13 protein-coding genes are annotated in these 16,926 nt (G+C 54.0%); 7 read left to right on the plus strand and 6 right to left on the minus strand.

All coding sequences use genetic code 11. From position 1 onward, the window contains the following. Window positions 1–118: 118 nt before the first annotated feature. The gene (locus LDB05_RS21305; RefSeq protein ID WP_226008232.1) at window positions 119–925 is read right to left on the minus strand and encodes a helix-turn-helix transcriptional regulator; all 807 of its coding nucleotides are present in this window, start codon (window positions 923–925) and stop codon (window positions 119–121) included. A gap of 365 nt (window positions 926–1,290) precedes the next feature. Between LDB05_RS21305 and LDB05_RS21310 the strand changes: the two genes are divergently transcribed. The 3 genes from LDB05_RS21310 to LDB05_RS21320 all read left to right on the plus strand — a co-directional run bounded on the left by LDB05_RS21310 (window position 1,291) and on the right by LDB05_RS21320 (window position 6,660). Beyond that, window positions 1,291–4,635 (plus strand): PAS domain S-box protein, encoded by a 3,345-nt coding sequence (locus LDB05_RS21310; RefSeq protein ID WP_226008233.1) that lies wholly within the window; start codon window positions 1,291–1,293, stop codon window positions 4,633–4,635. Between the two features lie 380 nt (window positions 4,636–5,015). After that, a complete protein-coding gene (locus tag LDB05_RS21315; RefSeq protein ID WP_226008234.1) occupies window positions 5,016–5,771 on the plus strand; it encodes a hypothetical protein in 756 nt (251 codons plus the stop codon). A 214-nt stretch (window positions 5,772–5,985) separates the two neighbouring features. Then, window positions 5,986–6,660 (plus strand): tyrosine-type recombinase/integrase, encoded by a 675-nt coding sequence (locus LDB05_RS21320; protein WP_226008235.1) that lies wholly within the window; start codon window positions 5,986–5,988, stop codon window positions 6,658–6,660. A gap of 151 nt (window positions 6,661–6,811) precedes the next feature. Here LDB05_RS21320 and LDB05_RS21325 read toward each other — a convergent pair whose 3' ends face one another. Further along, on the minus strand, window positions 6,812–7,366 hold the full coding sequence (locus LDB05_RS21325) for a DoxX family protein (protein ID WP_226008236.1): 555 nt from the start codon (window positions 7,364–7,366) through the stop codon (window positions 6,812–6,814). Window positions 7,367–7,771: 405 nt separating this feature from the next. Between LDB05_RS21325 and LDB05_RS21330 the strand changes: the two genes are divergently transcribed. From LDB05_RS21330 to LDB05_RS21340, 3 genes are all read left to right on the plus strand, one after another. Beyond that, window positions 7,772–8,593: a DUF7344 domain-containing protein gene (locus LDB05_RS21330; protein ID WP_226008237.1), complete on the plus strand. Its 822-nt coding sequence runs from the start codon at window positions 7,772–7,774 to the stop codon at window positions 8,591–8,593. A 344-nt stretch (window positions 8,594–8,937) separates the two neighbouring features. Further along, window positions 8,938–9,720 carry a hypothetical protein gene (locus LDB05_RS21335; protein WP_226008238.1) on the plus strand — a complete coding sequence of 261 codons (783 nt, stop codon included), beginning with the start codon at window positions 8,938–8,940 and terminating at the stop codon, window positions 9,718–9,720. Window positions 9,721–11,076: 1,356 nt separating this feature from the next. Continuing rightward, on the plus strand, window positions 11,077–12,141 hold the full coding sequence (locus tag LDB05_RS21340) for a methyltransferase domain-containing protein (RefSeq protein WP_226008239.1): 1,065 nt from the start codon (window positions 11,077–11,079) through the stop codon (window positions 12,139–12,141). Between the two features lie 432 nt (window positions 12,142–12,573). On the opposite strand, the gene LDB05_RS21345 is transcribed toward LDB05_RS21340, so the two are convergent. Both LDB05_RS21345 and LDB05_RS21350 read right to left on the minus strand, forming a co-directional pair. Continuing rightward, window positions 12,574–13,068 (minus strand): hypothetical protein, encoded by a 495-nt coding sequence (locus LDB05_RS21345; protein ID WP_226008240.1) that lies wholly within the window; start codon window positions 13,066–13,068, stop codon window positions 12,574–12,576. Between the two features lie 316 nt (window positions 13,069–13,384). Continuing rightward, the gene (locus LDB05_RS21350; protein WP_226008241.1) at window positions 13,385–13,990 is read right to left on the minus strand and encodes a hypothetical protein; all 606 of its coding nucleotides are present in this window, start codon (window positions 13,988–13,990) and stop codon (window positions 13,385–13,387) included. Between the two features lie 287 nt (window positions 13,991–14,277). On the opposite strand from LDB05_RS21350, the gene LDB05_RS21355 reads away from it, so the two are divergent. Then, window positions 14,278–15,513, plus strand: a complete 1,236-nt coding sequence (locus LDB05_RS21355; RefSeq protein ID WP_226008242.1) for an RNA-guided endonuclease TnpB family protein — start codon at window positions 14,278–14,280, stop codon at window positions 15,511–15,513. Here LDB05_RS21355 and LDB05_RS21360 read toward each other — a convergent pair. Next, window positions 15,501–15,896 carry a hypothetical protein gene (locus LDB05_RS21360; protein ID WP_226008243.1) on the minus strand — a complete coding sequence of 132 codons (396 nt, stop codon included), beginning with the start codon at window positions 15,894–15,896 and terminating at the stop codon, window positions 15,501–15,503. The two genes, LDB05_RS21355 and LDB05_RS21360, sit on opposite strands and share 13 nt — an antisense overlap. Window positions 15,897–16,055: 159 nt before the next feature. Next, window positions 16,056–16,673: a peptide-methionine (S)-S-oxide reductase MsrA gene (locus LDB05_RS21365; RefSeq protein WP_226008310.1), complete on the minus strand. Its 618-nt coding sequence runs from the start codon at window positions 16,671–16,673 to the stop codon at window positions 16,056–16,058. Window positions 16,674–16,926 lie beyond the last annotated feature (253 nt).

Below are 16,926 nucleotides of genomic sequence, written 5' to 3' on the forward strand. Positions count from 1 at the left end.
AACCAACAACTGCAGTCTGGCACCCGTTGAATCCGATCACACTAAGTTAGCCATTAGGGCTCAAACTCCTGCGAAAAGCGATCGGAACGTAATCGGTCAGAGTGTGTCGCTGGAGCCCTCACTCGACACTCTGTTGCAGTTCGACGGGGCGTGCACCCGCCCTGTAGGTTTCGTAGACGGACTTCGCCCACTCGCGGACCGCCGGCGCGTCGGTATCGATTAACGCATGTACCGTTCCACTGTTCTTCTCGTAACAACTGATCGTAACGCTGTCGTCGAGCAGGCCAATTCCGTAGAGAGGGAGGTCATCGTGCTCTAGAACCGTGAAATTATCCTGTTGTATCATCTCCGAACTGCGATCCGGGTATGTCGAAATAAAGTACATGTGACATTCCGGTCGGTCGATCAACGTCATGTCTACGCCCTCGTCAATCAGTTGGTAGAGCACGTCGAAACACAAATCCATCAGCGCAACTTCTGGGCGAAGAAATCGCAGGGTGGTCGTCTCCCGGAGAAGCAACTCGAATCGCTTCACCGGACGATACGGAGCGTCGGGTTCGGCGACAGTTATGGTCAGTTCTGACCACATCTCAACCGGAAACTCGCTGATTGCGTCGGGGAGCCAGTGCCAGACATGACGCAACTTTCGCTCGGTTTCGACTCGTTCGATCAAGTCCTCCATCCCGGATGCGATAGCCTCTCCCAGTCGTGTCGCTACGTACTGGTATCCGTCTTTGCGGATCCAGAACCGGTCGTCGAATTCGTCCAGCGTCCGACGAATCGTAGAAGACGAAACCCCAGCCAACTCGCAAAGTTCGGAGCGGCTCCGGGGGCGCTTCGTCAGTGCGACGAGCGTCGGGACGCGATGCTCAGCCCGCGCGAGATACGCTATGTCGACGATCGGCGAGTCCTTATTATGTACCATGTTACCATTCTCCAACGATAGAGGTACGATAAGGAACGTAAAAACGATTATGTCATCTCATGCGACTACCGTCAGTTTCTGACAGAGTCCTTGGTGCTCAGTTCGTATCTTTACTTACAGTAAGTACTACTCGCAAATTCCGTCCTCGAGGACAGCGATAAGTACAAACGAAGGTGTCACCGTGGATTCCATCTATTTCTTCGATATCTGTCAGAAACGACGTGCGGAATATAGAGAATGAGTTCAGCACGGCGGGTTCGTTTGTTTCATGCCGTGGCTACTGAACCAGCCGTTCTCCAGACAAAAACGCAAACTCTTGGATGATCGGCGAGTGGCTTAAGTTGGATGCTGATCATAAATAGGTAATGAGTACACGAGCGGGCTGCCCCGACGAGGAATTTTGGGGTGACGTCGACGACGACGAGGCACTCCATCGGTATCGGACACTCGTCAACACGATCGACGACGGGGTATATCAGCTCGATTCGGATGGACACTTCGTTGCGGTCAACGACGTGATCGTTGAGACAACAGGGTATTCTCGCGAGGAACTCCTCGGTGAGCATGTCTCACTTGTTCTCACTGATGCCGTTATCGAACGCATCGAGCGCGAAATCAAGAATCAGGTCGAGACTGAAGATGAGGACATTGCTACCTTCGAATTCGGTGTCCACACTGCCGATGGAAACGTGGTTCCCTGCGAATTACGGATCAACCTGCTGCTCACCGAGGGGGAGCTTCAGGGAACGATCGGTGTCGTACGAGATGTCTCCGAACAAAAGCAGCGGCTGAAAACGATCGAGTCAGCACAAGCGTCGTACGATTCGATGACGAGCGTTCTTGACGAAGCAAATATCGGCGTCTTCGTTCTCGACGACGAGTTCGAGGTCGCGTGGGCCGACGAGACGATCGAACGGTATTTCGGCCTCGATCGGGACGACCTCATCGGCCGCGACAAACGACAGGTCGTACACGAACTCGTCGCGGACACAGTCGACGATCCAGACAGATTTGTAGAGACGGTCTTGGCGACATACGACGACAATAGCAACATCGGGGAGTTCGAGTTCCGCATCACAGCGGGCGACGACCGTGAGGAACGCTGGCTCGAGCACCGGAGCAAACCGATCGAATCGGGTGAACACGCCGGCGGTTGGATCGAACTCTACTACGATATCACGGATCGAAAGCGATCGGAGGATGCCCGCCATGAAACCGAAGAGCAGTTTCAGTCGCTGGTCGACGCCGTTGAGGAAGATGCAATCTTTCGACTCGATGCGGAGGGTCACGTCGTCAGCTGGAACGAAGGGGCGAAAGCGATCAAGGGATACGACTCTGAGGAGGTCCTCGGCGAACACTTTTCGAGGTTCTACACCGAGGAGGATCGTGCAGCGGGCGTCCCCGAACGGAATCTCGAACGGGCCGCCGAAGCGGGATCCATCGAAGATGAAGGCTGGCGCGTCAGAAAGGACGGCACACGCTTCTGGGCAAACGTGACGATTACAGCGGTCCGCGACGAGAAAGGAATCACCCAAGGATACCTGAAAATCACCCGCGATATGACTGATCGGCACGAGCGCGAGCAGGAACTCAAGAGCGAACTCCAGCGGGTGTTCGGTCGAATCTCCGATGCATTCTACGCAGTCGACGAAGAGTATCGATTCACCCACGTCAACGAACGCGCCGAGCAACTCCTCGAGCACTCCGAAGGGGAGCTGCTCGGCAAAAACATCTGGGAAGCGTTCCCTACTATCGATCGGATGGACGACGTTCGGGACGCCTTCGAAACGGCAATGAACTCACAGGAGTCGACCAGTCTCGAGTTCTACAACGACAACCTCGAGTTCTGGGTCGAGGCGAATCTCTATCCCTCCGAGTCTGGTATCTCAGTCTACTTCCGAGACGTTTCCGAACGGAAAGAACGCGAGCGGGAGTTAGAGCGGTACGAACGGACTATCGAAACGGTCTGGGACGGCGTGGTGACGCTCGACAGTGATAATCGGTTCGTGATGGTCAACGACGCGTTCTGTGAGATGAGCGGCTACGATCGCGAGGAGCTGCTCGGGGAACGCGTCACGCTCATCCACGACGAGGACGTTAACAAACGAGCCGAAGAGTTGAATGAAGACGTCCTCGCGGGCGAAATGGAGTACGCCACGATCGAATTCGACCTCGAGACCGCGGGCGGTGACCGCGTTCCGGTCGAGGGACGATTCGGCCCAAACGAGGCCAGTGGCGGATCGATCGGTCGAGCAAGTGTCGTCCGCGACATCTCCGAGCGGAAAGAGCGCGAGCGGGAACTGGCGAAGTACGAGAAGATCGTCGAAACCGCCAACGACGGAATCTACACGGTCGACGAGGACGGGCGTTTTACGATGGTCAACGACGCGTACACCGATCTGACCGGGTACTCCCAGGAGGAACTGCTTGGATCGCACGTCTCACTCGTCGTCGACGAGGATACGATCGAACGGGCAACATCCTTGGAGAAGGCGATCGCGGAGGGGAGCACCGACAAATCGATGATAGAAGCGACAGTACGGACGGCAGACGGCGGTCGCATTCCCGCGGAGGCGACGTTCGCTATGTTGCCCGGCGACAGAACCGAACGAATCGGCATCGCGCGTGACATCAGCGAACGGAAAGAGCGCGAGCGTGCGCTCGAGGAATCCGAACGGCGCTACCGGACGCTCGTCGAGAACTTCCCGAACGGCGCAGTCGGCCTCTACGACGAGGATCTGACCTACAACGTCGTCGGTGGTGAACTCCTCGACGGCCTCGGCTTTTCCCCGGACGAGATCGTCGACACGACGATTTACGGGCGTTATCCCGACGAACTCGTCGACCGTATCGAACCGAACTTCCGCGCCGTCTTCGACGGCGAATCGAATTCGTTCGACATCGATCTCGATGAACACACCCTGTTAGCGCATACGCTTCCTGTCCGGAATGCCGACGACGAGATTTACGCCGGGATGCTCGTCGTCCAAGACGTTACCGAACTTCGAGAGTACCAACGCCAGCTCGAGGAGTCGAACGAACGGTTAGAGCAGTTCGCCTACGCCGCTTCCCACGACCTCCAGGAGCCACTGCGAATGGTGACGAGCTACCTCCAGTTGATCGAGAATCAGTACGGCGATGCGCTTGACGAGGACGGCGAAGAGTTCATCGAATTCGCCGTCGACGGCGCCGAGCGGATGCGCCAGATGATCGACGGGCTGCTCGAATACTCGCGCATCGAAACGCGTGGCGATCCGTTCGAACCGGTCGACCTCGACGACGTCCTCGATGACGTTCGCGAAGATCTCCAAATACGGATCGACAAGAGTAACGCCGAGATCACAACCGACGATCTCCCACGCGTAGATGGCGACGACAGCCAGTTACGCCAGGTCTTCCAGAACCTGCTGAGTAATGCGATCGAGTACAGCGGGGACGAACCGCCGCAGGTCGATATTTCTGCCACGCGTGATGGCGAACAATGGATCATTTCAGTGCAGGACAATGGTATTGGGATTGATCCAAATGAACAGGAGCGTATCTTTGAGGTGTTCCAACGACTGCATACACACGAGGAACACTCGGGGACGGGCATCGGTCTCGCGCTGTCCCGTCGGATCGTCGAGCGCCACGGCGGCGAGATCTGGGTCGACTCCGAACCTGACGAGGGATCGACGTTCTCGTTTACCCTTCCGGCTGTCGATACCTAAATGGCCTGTGTCGACGTCGCCACCCCTTGTTACTGTATAGTCAGAGAGTTCTGCATTCGCGCTCTATATTCAGCAGACGATTTTTGGCATAATTCGGACAGACCGATAGCCACTTCGGTAACGGCTTTCCCTGTACTGAACGATCACCAGCTCCGCAAATCATGCCAGAGCTCGTGCAACATTCGCGCGTTCTATCCAGCAGCGGCTGCTCATTCTACGCGAACACTGTCAGAAACGGCGTGCTGACTACAGAGGATGAGTTCAGCACGACGATCCCGTTCGTTTCACGCCCAATCTAACGAACTAGCCGTTCCGTAGATATGCGTATTGAACACTGAGTTCCACAAAGCACTTACCTTCAATCGGATGATTGTTTTTTAATGAAGTCTAGAACTCTTCTGATAGCGTCATTTATCGTCACGGTTCTCCTCACAGGTGCGATCTTCTATCCCGGTGCCCTTACAGAACCATATGGTCCTGATGAGTATGATCAAATGACTTATTCGGTTGTACATGAATCGACAGAGGCGTTTAATAAAACTGTACGTGAGAAGTCTCTTAATACGGAGGCAGCTATCCCTGTAGAAGAACTATCTGAGAACCAACAAAGAGCATTTCAGGAAGCGAAAGACCAACCACAAGAACCACAAGAGTTCGGAGATAATACCCCTGGGCGACAATATTTAGAGATACGAACCTGTGATCCCGCGCTTATCCTCTGCGATGAATATAGAGAACTTCCAAACCCATCCAATTCTGGCAGTGAACATACTCTGATAGAAGATTCTGATGGAGAACAATATCTCGTAGAAGCACGCTCATTTAATACGGCAGGTGCAAGTTGGAATGGAGTTTCCCGTACAATTGAGCAGGGTGCCAGATTGTTGATTCTTAGTCCATATGTTCTCTTCCTTTCTTATCGAACGTGGACATCCACCCCACCTGCCCCAACACGCACCTCAGTAGGATACGGAGCTACTCTCCTCACCATAGTGCTTGGATATCCGTATCTCCTGATGTTCACAGATATCTCATTTTCGTCGCGGCATATTCCTGCCCTACTCGCGATAACATGGTGTGTAATACTCATTGAGGTGTGGCGGGGACGTACCGGAACTCAAGCAAAGTCAGGGTAAATCTACAATGACAACATGGGAGAAGTCCTGTTTCACGGATAGCACTCTTTTACACGCTCAGTGTTCTCTCTGTACTTAGCGATTCCTCGCCAACGGTTTCAGCTGTAATGACATGACCGATACGCGCGGTGTATGCAGCACAGCTTGGCGGTACTCCCAATCCACCAGCATGAGGATCGTTACGGGTGTCTCATCACAACCAACCCGCGACTGAGTGGGCAGATCGCCACCGACGGGCCTAACCACCCGGCATACTCACGAAGACGTCCTAACCGACCGCGAGTTCGAACTCTTACTGGAAGCGTGTTCGACGCTCACAGAACCACACGACTTTGAAGCGCGGTTCATTTGTCTCATCGCAGGCCGACTCGGGCTTCGGGCTGGCGAAATCGCCCACTTTCAGACTGCATGGGTAAACTGGAACCACCGAAAGATTCGCATCCCACAGCACGAACCATGTCGGTGCGGATACTGCAAACGACAAGCTCGACAGGAAGCCACCCACAACGACGACCTATCTGTCGAGGATACCGTCGCGTCCCGCTGGCATCCGAAGACCGTGGCCTCGGCTCGCCTCATCCCGTTCGACCTCTCGCTTCGGCTGGAACTGTGCGTCGAACGCTTTGCCAACCGCTACGATTCGTTTCCTCGCTCGCGGTCAACAATCAACAGACGAGTACAGGCTGCCGCGAGCGCAGCTGACCTTCCTGGTCATGTCTATCCACACTGTCTGCGAGCGACCGCCGCCAGCTACCACGCCTACAAGGGCGTCGCCCCGGTGCCGCTACAGGCGCTGATGGGGTGGAGCGATCTGGCGACTGCACAGAAATACATCCGTATCTCTGGGACAGCGACTGCCGACGCACTGCGTCGAGTCCACCACCGATAGAGATTCCTCAAACGTCCATCAGTAACGGCGTGGCCGATACAGAGAAGGAAGGCAGCACGCGATCCGTTGATTTAACGGTGTTCATTGGATCAGTACACAGCTTCGGGATACTGTGAGGCTTTAACCAGTCCGCAGGAAAAGACGGTCCGTGTTAGCCGAGCAGATACCGAAGCTTCGGGTACCGCTCGAGGAGCGGTTGGCCGCCGACTTTGATCTGTTCGATGTAGCGGTCAAGGCCGGCGATGCGGCCCGCCGCAAAGGCACCAAGCGCCAGGAAGACGACGACGTAGATCAGCGTGGAGTCGAATAGTGCGAGCCACTGTCCTTCCCAGCCGCCGAGGTAGAACATCGTCATCTGGATCGTGCCACCGAGGGCTGCCAGGCGGACGAATGCGCCGGTGATCAGCGCGACGCCGATCAACACTTGAGTGACCGGTACGACGACGTTGATGATCTCGAGCAGGGCGGCGTTGCTGGCCATCGCGGCGAAGAGGCCGCTGACGGGGCTAGCCGGATCGACGTGCATGAGATACCCGCTGGCGTCGAACGGCCAGTCAGTGATCTTGCCAAGTCCCGCGAACAGGATCATTCCGCCCATCACGACCCGCAGGGCGACGACGAACCACGCCGTCAGTGCGTGGGGGTGTCCTTCGAGCGTAATTCCCGCGTATCGGCTTTCGAGTCTGTTTCGAATGGTAGTTGACATGATCTGGTAACCTCTTGTATTTGTATAAAGGGGTCGAACGGGGATGATCGAGTACCCTTTATATAATGGGTCCGGGGACGGTCCCTACCTGTGCCCTGTACCGAGCGATCACCACTTTCACAGACCGAGTCGAATCCCGAGGAACATTCGCGCTCTCTATTCAGCAACGATTGAGTGTTCTGTCCGGATATTTCCACAAACAGCGTACTGAATACAGAGGATAAGTTCAGCACGACGGCTTTGTTTGATTCACACCAGATACAATGAATAATAAATCCAGTAAATACGCTTATTTGATCATTAGAAGGGCTTAACCTTCCGTGTGAATTTATATATTACAATTCGATGACAATGTGTTCTAACTGATGCCTACTCTTTATAACCACTCATGAATATTCTCTGGTAATGGATTCGCAGGACCAAGACCTCATTCGGCTACTCACAGATGCCACCAATCGGGCGGTTTTGACCGCACTCACCGATGCTTCTCACGGACTTTCCGTGACTGAGGTTGCTGAACAACTCGTTTCGGAGGACGAACGAGATATGGAGGAGATGGTTATCTCGCTCCATCACAACTATTTGCCTCGGCTTGACCAAGCAGGGCTGCTCACGTACGACCGCGATGAAAACATCGTCACCAGCGAGAACTATGTGACAAGTGACACCGAGTGGATGGACATAGACGTACTCAAAGATCTGCTCTCACGGTTCAGCCTGGGTCGCAAACCAGACGAAAGCACCGTTGGGCGACTGGAGGGGCGTGAGGCCGTGTACGACTACTGCCGGGGGTTGGCTGATAGAGCTGAGGATGAACTGTTTCTGATTTACGCCTCTGACGAACTCCTCGACGAGGAGTGTCTCCCTCATGCGGAGAGAGCTATCGAGCGAGGAGCTGAACTCCATGCTGGGACGAAAAGTCGAGAGGCACGGGAGTTCTTTCGAGATCGTCTTCCAGAAGCGACGATATGGGAACCTCAGATGGACTGGATGTATGAACACTCGAGCTATCCCAAAGTGAGTCGGCTGATTGTCGCTGATCGAGTGAAAGTCGTTGTTGGTCTGTGGGACGAAGATGCTGATGGGGCGAAAACGGAAACTGCAATAGTCGGAGAAGGAACGACTAATCCCTTGGTGGTCCTTGTCCGTGAACTGCTCGGTCCTCGATTAGATCATCTCGATTACCAGAGTGACGAATTCCTTGGAGGTCTTCCGTTTGAAAGCTGACCACCAATATCCGCTGCGAGGAATGAGTTCAATAACTGCTTCTCCTGTACTGACTGATCACTACGTCGAAGATCGAGCCGAACCCCGTGCGACATTCGCGCTGTGTATTCAGCAAGACCTGAGCGAACTCCCGGGCCACTGCCAAGAACAGCGTGGTGAATACAGAGGATGTGTGCAGCATGACGACCCCGTTTGTTTTGGATCGAAAGTAGTGTACCAGCTGTTCACTACACATGCAAACTGAACGATTAGGCGTACGAAGACAGTAAGGAGTTGTGACTGAGTCAAATTCCATTACACCCTAGACCAAAAAACACTTACTGTTGACACGAAGATGAGTGATGATGAAGGTGAAAGTTACGACTCTATTTTCGATACTCGTTGTTTTCTTTTTGTTTGCCACTATAGTTCATCCAATGTCGCTCACAAATCCCTATCATAAATCTGGACCATCGTATGAGATCTCTCATGAGCCAACAAATGCCTTTAAAGAAACGGTAAGAGAGAAAAACATCAGTACATCAAATCCGACACCTGTAGATGACCTTTCATCAGACGCACAGCGAGCATTCGAGGAAGCAAAAGACCAGCCCCGGAGGAGTGGGGATAGATATGCTGGCTCGCAATACCTTGGAAGCGTCAACGTGTGTAAAGACTATCTATATTATTGCAATGGTTATACAGACTCGCCAGAATTCCCTACTGCTGAGACTCATGAAAACTCTCCTAGTGGAGTATATAGTCCACAATATGGTCTCGTAGAAGATACAGATGGTGAGATATACCTCATAGAAACTGATATTGGAGGAGATAGTTTTGGCCTTGGAGGATTTGTCGAACTGTTTCTCAAGTTTATCTCCTTTGGACCGTATGCTGTATTTCTTACACTACTAACATGGACTCAACGTAATAATAATCCTCATAAAATACGCAACTTTGCAGGATATGGAGTAGGAATGATTGTGCTGGCTTTTGTATTTCCGTATCTCATAATGATTCCCTATATTCCAGCAGGCCCAACAACTATACTCGGATTTGTAGGCGTAACATGGCTAGTGATATCGTACGGAGTCATAAATCTCACAAGGTCAAAAGAAATACTAATGAGAGATAGAGGCGAGTGGTGATACTATTTATTAATTCAAATTCATATATGGAGCTCAACTCCTTTCTTTCTGCGGGTCCAGCTATGCCCAGCATTTTGGACGTAACATGGCTATGATATACCACGAGATTATCAGTCTCACACGTTTAAAAACGATGCTGAGAGAAGATAGGACACTGGATTAGGAATATTTCAGGACCACTAAGCAATGTGTGTCTTACCTGTACTAAGTGATCACCACTTCCGTAGATCGATTACAATCTCGTGCCGCATCCGCGCGGTGTATTCAGCATGTCTTGCTCGATCTATCCAGTAACTGGTAGAATTGGCGTGACCGATACAGAGAATGAGTTCAGCATGATGGCTTTGTTTATTTCGTTCTCAGTCGATGAACCAGCCGTTCAGCAGATCTGCGTATGGAACAGTACCCGTGTCACTATCCCAAAAAGAATTCATGTACATATTATTAACATATAGTATGAATCGACGGCAGTATCTCTCTGTAGTTACCGCTGGTGCCACAATCTGCTTTTCTGGCTGTACGGGCTTTTTCAACGATGATGTCGAACTTCTCGGCGTTGCCCTCGGAAATATGCAGAGTAAGGAACGGACACTGTCCGTTCGAATTACGAACGAGGGGGAAATCATTGATGAATCTACTCATGAACTCCCCCAGAGGACTCTTGGACTTTCCTCGACTGTACATGGCCACATGAACCGGGTCAGTTCGCTATTACAGGCCAGCTGGAGGGGGATAAAGAGTGGGTTGAACGCGAACTCACTAATGCCGAATCTGATTGCGTAGCCGTCACTATCAAAGTCACCACGTTCGACCACGTCGGATTTACGGTTACTGAAACCTGTGACACCTCTGCTGAAACGGAACAGTGTTAGCTCAATATTGGTAGAGAGTTCTGTAGTAATTTCTTCAGCTGTACTGAGCGATCACTGCCGTCACAAATCGGCCCCGATCTCATCCGACATTCGTGCGTTCTATCCAGCAGCGGCTGCTCATTCTATGCGAACACTGACAGAAATGGCGTGCTGACTACAGAGGATAGATTCAGCAGACTCCGACGCTCAGTCAGAAGTGGGTCCGATCGATGCAGAAGAATGCTTTATGGCTATTCGTGAAAGCTGGTGATCCGCTCAGTGAAGAGGCGATCCGCAGAGCGGAATCTTCCCACTTGCAGGCGGTGACGACCTTGCATCGTCTGCACCGACGTCAATAGCTGCCAGAACCCCACTAGATACTTATTCTACTCGCGCAGTCGTGTCGTTCTCTGCGGAGGCATAACCCGAATGGGCACCGGAACAATCGAACGAGAGTACGAATGATACATAGAGAACCGGGAGAAGATAGGTCAAGGGTGACACAATGTCCATTAACGAAGACAGACTCGAAGAACTGATAGAAACTGCCACTACCGATATCGGCGCGATCGCGTACGCACCGCTAGCCGTCATCGGCGATCGGCTCGGACTCTACGATGCTCTTGCCGAACACGGACCGCTCACAACGAGCGAACTCGCCGACCGCACTGACACCGCTGAGCGGTATGTGCGCGAGTGGCTCGCTGCCAGTGCAGCCAGCGATTACGTGAGCTACGACCCCGAGACGGAGCACTACAGCCTCTCCCCGGAACAGGCACTCTTGCTAGCCGATACGGAAGGTCCAGCATCTCCGCTTGCGGGCTTGTTCCAGATCGCTACCGCCGCCGGTAAGATCACGCCCAAGATTGAGACAGCCTTCCGTACCGGTGACGGCGTCGGATGGCACGAACACGACGAGGGGGTCTTCCAAGGCATGATGCGCGCCTCCGAATTTGACTTCAAGGAAAACCTTGTTTCCGACTGGATCCCTTCCCTCGACGGGGTTGACGAGAAACTCCAAGAGGGCGCACGAGTCGCTGACATCGGGTGTGGCCAGGGCGAATCGATAATCACTATGGCTCAAGCCTATCCCAAGTCGACGTTCGTCGGATACGATTACCACGAGGGGTCTATCAAAGCGGCACGCGAACGCGCGGCTACCGCCGAGGTAACCGATCAGGTCAGCTTCGAGGTTGCGAGAGCCAAGGAGTACGACGGTAGTGATTACGACTTCGTCACCTCCTTTGACTGCCTGCACGACATGGGTGATCCAGTCGGTGTTGCAGCGCACGTCCGAGAGACACTCGCTGACGACGGCACGTGGATGATCGTAGAGCCACTCAGTGGTGATCGAGTTGAGGAGAATCTGCATCCGCGTGGGCGGATGTATTATTCGGTGTCTACGATGATGTGTACGCCAAACGCACTCAATCAGGAAGGTCCCCACGCATTAGGCGCTCAGGCTGGGGAAGAACGGCTACGTGAGGTGGTCACCGAGGGTGGCTTTTCGGAGTTCCGCCGCGCGACCGAGACGCCGCCGTTCGAGATGGTTCTTGAAGCAAAACCGTAGCGGGGGTGGGTGCCTCATCTTGACACGAAGATATGACTACGGCGATTTCGAGGAGGCTGACGCGGTCTCGAAATCTGGCTCAGAACAGCAGAGGGTTCCGACGTACTCCTCGGCGGTGTGTCTCTGAGCGCGTATCCGCCGGTCATCACGTCCAGCACGTTCTGAACCCTCGGGAGAACCCGGCGTCGAAACGCGTTGTAGGCGTCGGCCGATCGTCCCATGCTCGTTCGTGTCGGACCTGTGCCGGATAGCCCCGATATATTATCAGAAACGCCCTGCTGAATACAGAGGATGAATGCAGCACGGGGTTGCCGTTCATTTCACGTCGAGACGGGTGAACCAGCCACTCACTATATCTGACTATCTAACGGCTGTTTCAGCGGGAAAGTAATCGAAAATAGGAATTCAATAGAACGACTTGGTTATGGTGTGTTATTCCGCGGATGATTTTGTCTTAGTACCAATGACATCATAAATTTCTATGTGTTCCTTTTCTTCCAAATAGGACGCTTCCACCCGGTCGTACACCTGTGCTTGATTGAAATTTCCACGGTCCGTGAAATCGTTATGACAACCCGTGAAATCACCAGTTTCCCATTGCTCACTACAGACGCCGATCACATACCAAACCTGATCGTATGTCTGGTGTAATTCGTCGTGAAACGTCTCCGAGATTATCGGTTGGTCGGGGTCATCAATGTAATCACTCCACTGTTCGGAAATATAGCCGTCCACTTTTTCTGCACGATCATCAAAGGAAACATCCAGTACGGTCTCGTTGGCACCGTCCGTTGGCCAGCCTTCAATACTTTTTAGTTGAACATATCCACTCACGGAACCGGCACTCTCGAAGGCAGATGCCTGACAACCTGCCAATCCAGCAGCACCAGCTACTGCGCCTGCAAGAACATCACGTCGGGAGGGCATACTCGATATATATGAATAAAACTACATAAAAACACCGTTCTTTTGTGAAGGAACTCTACATTTTGTGATTTGTCAGAATGGCTGAGTCGCTGCGTGTCATCAGTGAAAAGAGCAGGCTGCTGCTCCACGTCTAAACAGAGGACCAGTTTCGCTGAACTCATCCTCTGTATTCAGCACGCAGTTTCTGATATTTCTCGGACAAATTGGTCATCGCTCCGTTATCTGCTTGTCTGTACTTACCGATCACTATCCCTCGCAGATCCCGTCTCAGACTGTACCTCATTCGCGTTATCTATTCGGCGCGACCCCGGACGTCCTACGATTCCGTTCCGTGCACATAGACACCGCGTTCACCTGTGCTTTCGCCGGCTTCCACGCGTACCGGGAACTCGTCATCTCGAGCCACGGGATACGTCTCGAACAGGAGATCGAGTTGTACCGTTTCACCGGCGGGGACCGTCACCATGCGACTGTCCACGGTCTCTGGATCGTTGCCGACCACCAGAGTGACTTCGCGGGTCACCTCTGACGAACCGGTATTTTCGATCGCAGCAGTCACCTCGAGGGTCTCCCCACCAGTCACCGGACTATTTGTCTCCTGAATCCGCACAGCAACGTTCCCTTCATTCGTATCATCATCGTTGTCTGCCGCGTCGGAAGCTTCGAACACCCACGGATTGACCGCCGTATACGCATTGTTGTCGTCGATCACCCACGCCTCGATCTGACACGTGTGGCACCCCCCATCGATCTCGATCGAAGCAGTGTCACTGTCCCCTGCTACGTCGGACACGTCGAGGATTACGTCCGACTGGGTCAGCCACCACACGACACGATCCAATTCGGCCGCGCCGCTCGAGACCTCGAGTTCGAGGGTAGCCGATTCGTCGGCGGCAAGTTCGCTGGTGGCTGGCCGGGCCACATCGACGGTTGGCGGTGCAGCCCCATCTTTAAACAGCGAGGGAACCCCGGCCTTTAGGCCGGGTGGGGAATCGCGTTACTTGACTACGCCGTCCACCGGTCAGTTGCCCCTCTCGGAATCCAACTGCTCTTGTGCGTAGAGCATCATCCCCTTCCAAGTCAGCCCGTGGCGTTTTTTGTCTCTTTCAATCGCTCGTACTGGTCATCGTCTACCTCGAAATTGATGTTTGGCACAGATCATTGTTTCAATCCGTCATACTTAATTTTGTCTGGTCTTTATCTAAGTGTGTGTCTGATACGGTGACGAAAACGTTGCAGGCCACGCTCGCTACGCCCACAGCGGGCAAAGAGCACCGTCTGCAGCGTCTCTTGGACACCTACCGAGACGCACTCCACGACGCGTTCGATGCTGGTGCGAATACGATGTCTGCCGTCAACGACGTTGTGACGCCCTATGACCTGCCGTATCAGGCCAAAGACGCGCTCAAGTCGTACGTCCCGAAGCTCCGGAAGACGTACAATGCCCGCGAACTCGACGACGAGCATCCGCTTCGACTCGTCAACCGGGCCGCGAAGTTCGACTACTCTGATGAGCGCGAATACGGTTTTGTCTGGCAAGCACCGCAACCGGGTCGTGGGACGAATTTCTGGATCCCGCTTCGGATCAATCCCGAACAGGAATCGCTCTGGTTCGACCTTCTGAACGACGACGCGAAAGCGGGTGAACTCCGCCTGCAGCGTCGCCGAACGTCGTGGGAGTTGCACGTCACCGTTGAGTTCTCGGTCGCCGAACCGGCCGATCCGGACGATCCGACGTACATCGGTTTCGACGTCGGCGAGAGCTCGCTGATTACGGGCTGTGCCCTCAAGCGCGACGCACCACGGAAACCGATGCTCGAAAGTGGTAGTCGGGCGCGACACCTCCGCAAAGAGATGTTCACGACGTTGAAGCGTCTGCAAGAACGTGACGCCGAACAGTGGCGAATCGACGAGCGCTTTGATCACTACCAGAACGCCCTGACGGATATCGTCGAGAAGGCGTCTCGCGAAGCCGTCGAGTACGCCGAATCCTTTGACGACCCGGTGGTCGTACTCGAGGATCTCTCGTACATCCGGGAACGACTCGACTACGGCAAGTTCATGAACCGACGCTTGCACGCGTGGGCGTTCGCCCGCCTTCAGGGCCGTATCGAAAACAAGGCCACCGAAGCCGGGATTCCGGTCGAGTACGTCAATGCGGCATACACGTCGCAGACCTGCCACGCATGCGACCGCCTCGGTCGTCGGGACGAACAAGCAGAGTTCGTCTGTCCACACGACGACTGCCACGTAACAGAGTTCCAGGCAGATATCAACGCGGCCGCGAACATTGCCGGTCGCGTAGATCCGTGGGGAGAGAGCGTTCCTTGGGAACCGGAACGCGATGACTCGCCTCGGAACGGGAGTGCCAGTGACAGCGCCACAGTCCACCGTGAGACGAGCGAGAAATCCTCGCAAATGACGCTCGCGGCCTACTCGGACTGAAACCTGCCAGATTGGATTCCTCTCGTAGGGGAAGCCCCGCCGTGAACGGCGGGGAGGATGTCACCGACGTACCAGTGTGTCGACCCCTGTTGATCCACCAGTTCGGAGTCAGCTTCGAAGAGGACCGTCGTCCCCGGTCGAACCGTTCGCTCGCTCACCAGCACTGGGTCCTCTCCCACGATAAAGTCCAGTTCGACGCGTTCATCGGTGGATCCGCTGTTCTCGAGTTCGGCAGTCACGTCGAGCAGGTCGACACCCTCGAGCGGTGCAGATGTCTCGACGATGTCGATACTGAGGTGGCCGGTCGCCCCACCACTATACGATACGAGTGGAACTGCGCCGAGACTGGTACCAGCGCCCACCAAATACTGCCGGCGGTTCATGGCACTATCTACCTTGTCTAATGGCAAGAAGTTTCCATAGGCATCGGATCTGCTATTTCTTCAAGACTTTAACTCTTACAGGCTAGGGCCTCGTCCTCAAGGAGCAACGCAGGGAGCGCAAGCGACCGAGTAGGGTGGGGTAGTTCACTAGAGTATCCACTACTTTGACCGCGGCTCGTACGTCGAATTGACGAAGGGAACACTCACATCGCGGCCGGCGGCGTGGGCGTTCAGTTTCGCCGCTGCTGGGGACTCTCTGATCGCTCCGTCATCGTAGTCTGCCTCCGCGAACGCATCGGTGATCCACCGCTTTCCGCGAAGATTGAACTTCTGGTGGTAGTCTTCTGCGACGTGAAATCGGTCGAGCTTCTCGAGGCGCGTATCGATCGTCTCTCGGCTGAACTCATTCCCGTCTAGATAGGATCGCAGCTGATCGCGTTGTACAGCCGTTTCAGTGAAGATGATGTTCTGGTACTGGCGTTTCCTAGACTGCTGGTAGGAATTGTGTTCGTCGAACGCCCGCTCGAGCAACTCACTGAATGAGAGTTGCTCGGGGTCGTACTCGAGTTGAACGACTTCCGTGTGATCTCCAATGGCTTCGTACGACGGGTCAGCTTTCGTCCCACCGGCGTACCCGACTCGCGTCCGTACGACGCCGTCTAACGCACCGAAGGTTGCATCGGGGCCCCAGAAACAGCCGAGACCGAACGTCGCTGTTGCCGTCTCTTCTGGTACCTGTCTATCGAACTCCGTGATGACTGTCGGTGTGAGCATTATCGAGGGTGGTCGGTGTACTATGGAACACGTGGTGCACTCCATTAACTCTGTCTCGGCTTTCCGGTCCTGGATTTGAGGACTAAGACCTCTTTTCTGATAGTGCATTCACGATGTCATCGACAGTGAAACTGTCTTCATAACCCTATGTCAACCCAACCACTTTTTTGTATGATAATTATGATTGTCCTGTAATGGGGAGTGATACTGTATGTCACTGACTGGGGCACAAAGACCAGCGAATCGACGCGAACGG

The sequence above is a fragment of the Natrinema salinisoli genome, from assembly GCF_020405205.1.
GTDB lineage: Archaea > Halobacteriota > Halobacteria > Halobacteriales > Natrialbaceae > Natrinema > Natrinema salinisoli.